Origin of the sequence: Phytoactinopolyspora endophytica (genome assembly GCF_004138495.1) — a bacterium.
Taxonomy (GTDB): Bacteria; Actinomycetota; Actinomycetes; order Jiangellales; family Jiangellaceae; genus Phytoactinopolyspora; species Phytoactinopolyspora endophytica.
In genome coordinates this window covers 56095-57756 of sequence record NZ_ML142850.1, presented here as the reverse complement: position 1 = coordinate 57756, position 1662 = coordinate 56095, and the positions used below count along the sequence as shown (strand labels likewise).

The window sequence follows — 1662 nt, the reverse complement described above, 5'->3', positions numbered from 1 at the left end:
CGGCGACCTGGCCCGCTACTGGCCCGATGGGACATTGGAGTTCCTCGGCCGGGCCGATCACCAGGTGAAGGTCCGCGGGCACCGGATCGAGCTGGGCGAGATCGAGTCGCACCTGGCCGTCCATCCGGACGTCGACAAGGCGATCGCTACCGTCGTCGACGGCGCCACCCGCCGGCTGGCCGCCGCCGTGGTGCTCAGCGGTCACGTGGAAGGGGAGTCGCCTGGCTCGCCGGCCCAGGCATCCGGGCCTGCGGCGTTGTCGTCGTCCGCCGCTGCCCCTGCCGAGCTGCGTGACTGGCTCGCCGGCCGTGTCCCCGGCTACATGGTTCCCGAACACATCCACGTCCTGGACGCCTTACCGATCACGGCCAACGGCAAGATCGACCGTAAGGCCGTCCACCAGGTGCTCGCCGAGCCCGGCGACACGTCCGCCCACGGCTTCGAACCGCCGTCCGGGCCGGTGGAGGAGGCCGTGGCCAGGCTGTGGGCGCAGCTGCTGGAGGTGGATCGGGTGGGCCGCCGGGACGGATTCTTCGCGCTGGGCGGAGACAGCCTGCTGGCCACCCGGCTGGTCAACCGGCTGGGCGAGGCCGGTCTCGGCGGCGCGACGCTGGCCGCGCTGTTCACGACACCGGAGCTGGCCGGCTTCGCCGCCACGTTGACGCCGGGAGAGCGGTCCGAACAGCCCGCGCTGCGACCCGACCCGGCCGGCCGGTTCGAGCCGTTCCCGCTGACCGAGGTGCAACGGGCGTACTGGATCGGCCGCGACCCGAAGCTTCCCCTGGGTGGCGTGGCGTCGCACTTCTACCTCGAGCTCGACGGCGCCGAGATCGACCTGGAACGGCTGGAAGAGGCGTGGAACCGGCTGGTCGAACGGCACGAGATGCTTCGCGCGGTCGTGGCGGCGGATGGCACGCAGCGAGTGTTGCCCGAAGTGCCCCGCTACCGGATCCCGGTCACCGACGGCGGACACTCGCCCGATGACGCGCTCCGTGAGCTGCGCGAGACCACGTCTCACCACGTCGCTGACACCGCGAACGGGCCGCTGTTCGCGATCCGCGCGGTCACCTACGTGGACGACGGCGACCACGGTGACGGCGGCGGCCGGCCGCGACTCCGGATCGGGGTCGGGCTCGACAGCATCGCGCTCGACGGACGCAGCATCATGGTGCTGTTCACCGAGTGGGACGCGCTCTATCGCGACCTGGACGCGCCGTTGCCGGCACTGGAGATGTCGTTCCGCGACTATGTCCTCCAGGTCGCGCCGGACCCGCAGCGGGTAGCCGCGGCCGACGAGTACTGGCGATCCCGGCTGCCCGGCCTGCCGCCGGCGCCGCAGCTTCCGTTGGCCGTCGAACCCGACACCGTGGACGCGCCACGCTTCCGCCGCTCGCATGCGTTCATCGACCCCCAGCGGTGGGCACGGCTCACCGAGCGGGCCCGCCGGCATGGGATCACGCCGACGGCAGTGCTGCTCACGGCGTATGCGGAGGTGCTGGCAGCATTCAGCGGCCAGCCGGACCTGACGGTGAACCTGACCCTGTTCGACCGGGACGACGTGCACCCGGACGTGAACGGTGTGATCGGCGACTTCTCGTCGTTGCTGCTCGTGGGATGCCGGGCCGGCACCGGTCAGAGCTTCCTCGACTCTGCACGCAGAGT

Annotated in this window: 1 protein-coding gene; it reads left to right on the top strand. The window is 71.5% G+C overall.

Annotated features, from left to right (window positions below):
* On the top strand, nt 1-1662 hold a 1662-nt coding region (locus ELR45_RS03615), incomplete at both ends, for a condensation domain-containing protein (protein ID WP_240759189.1).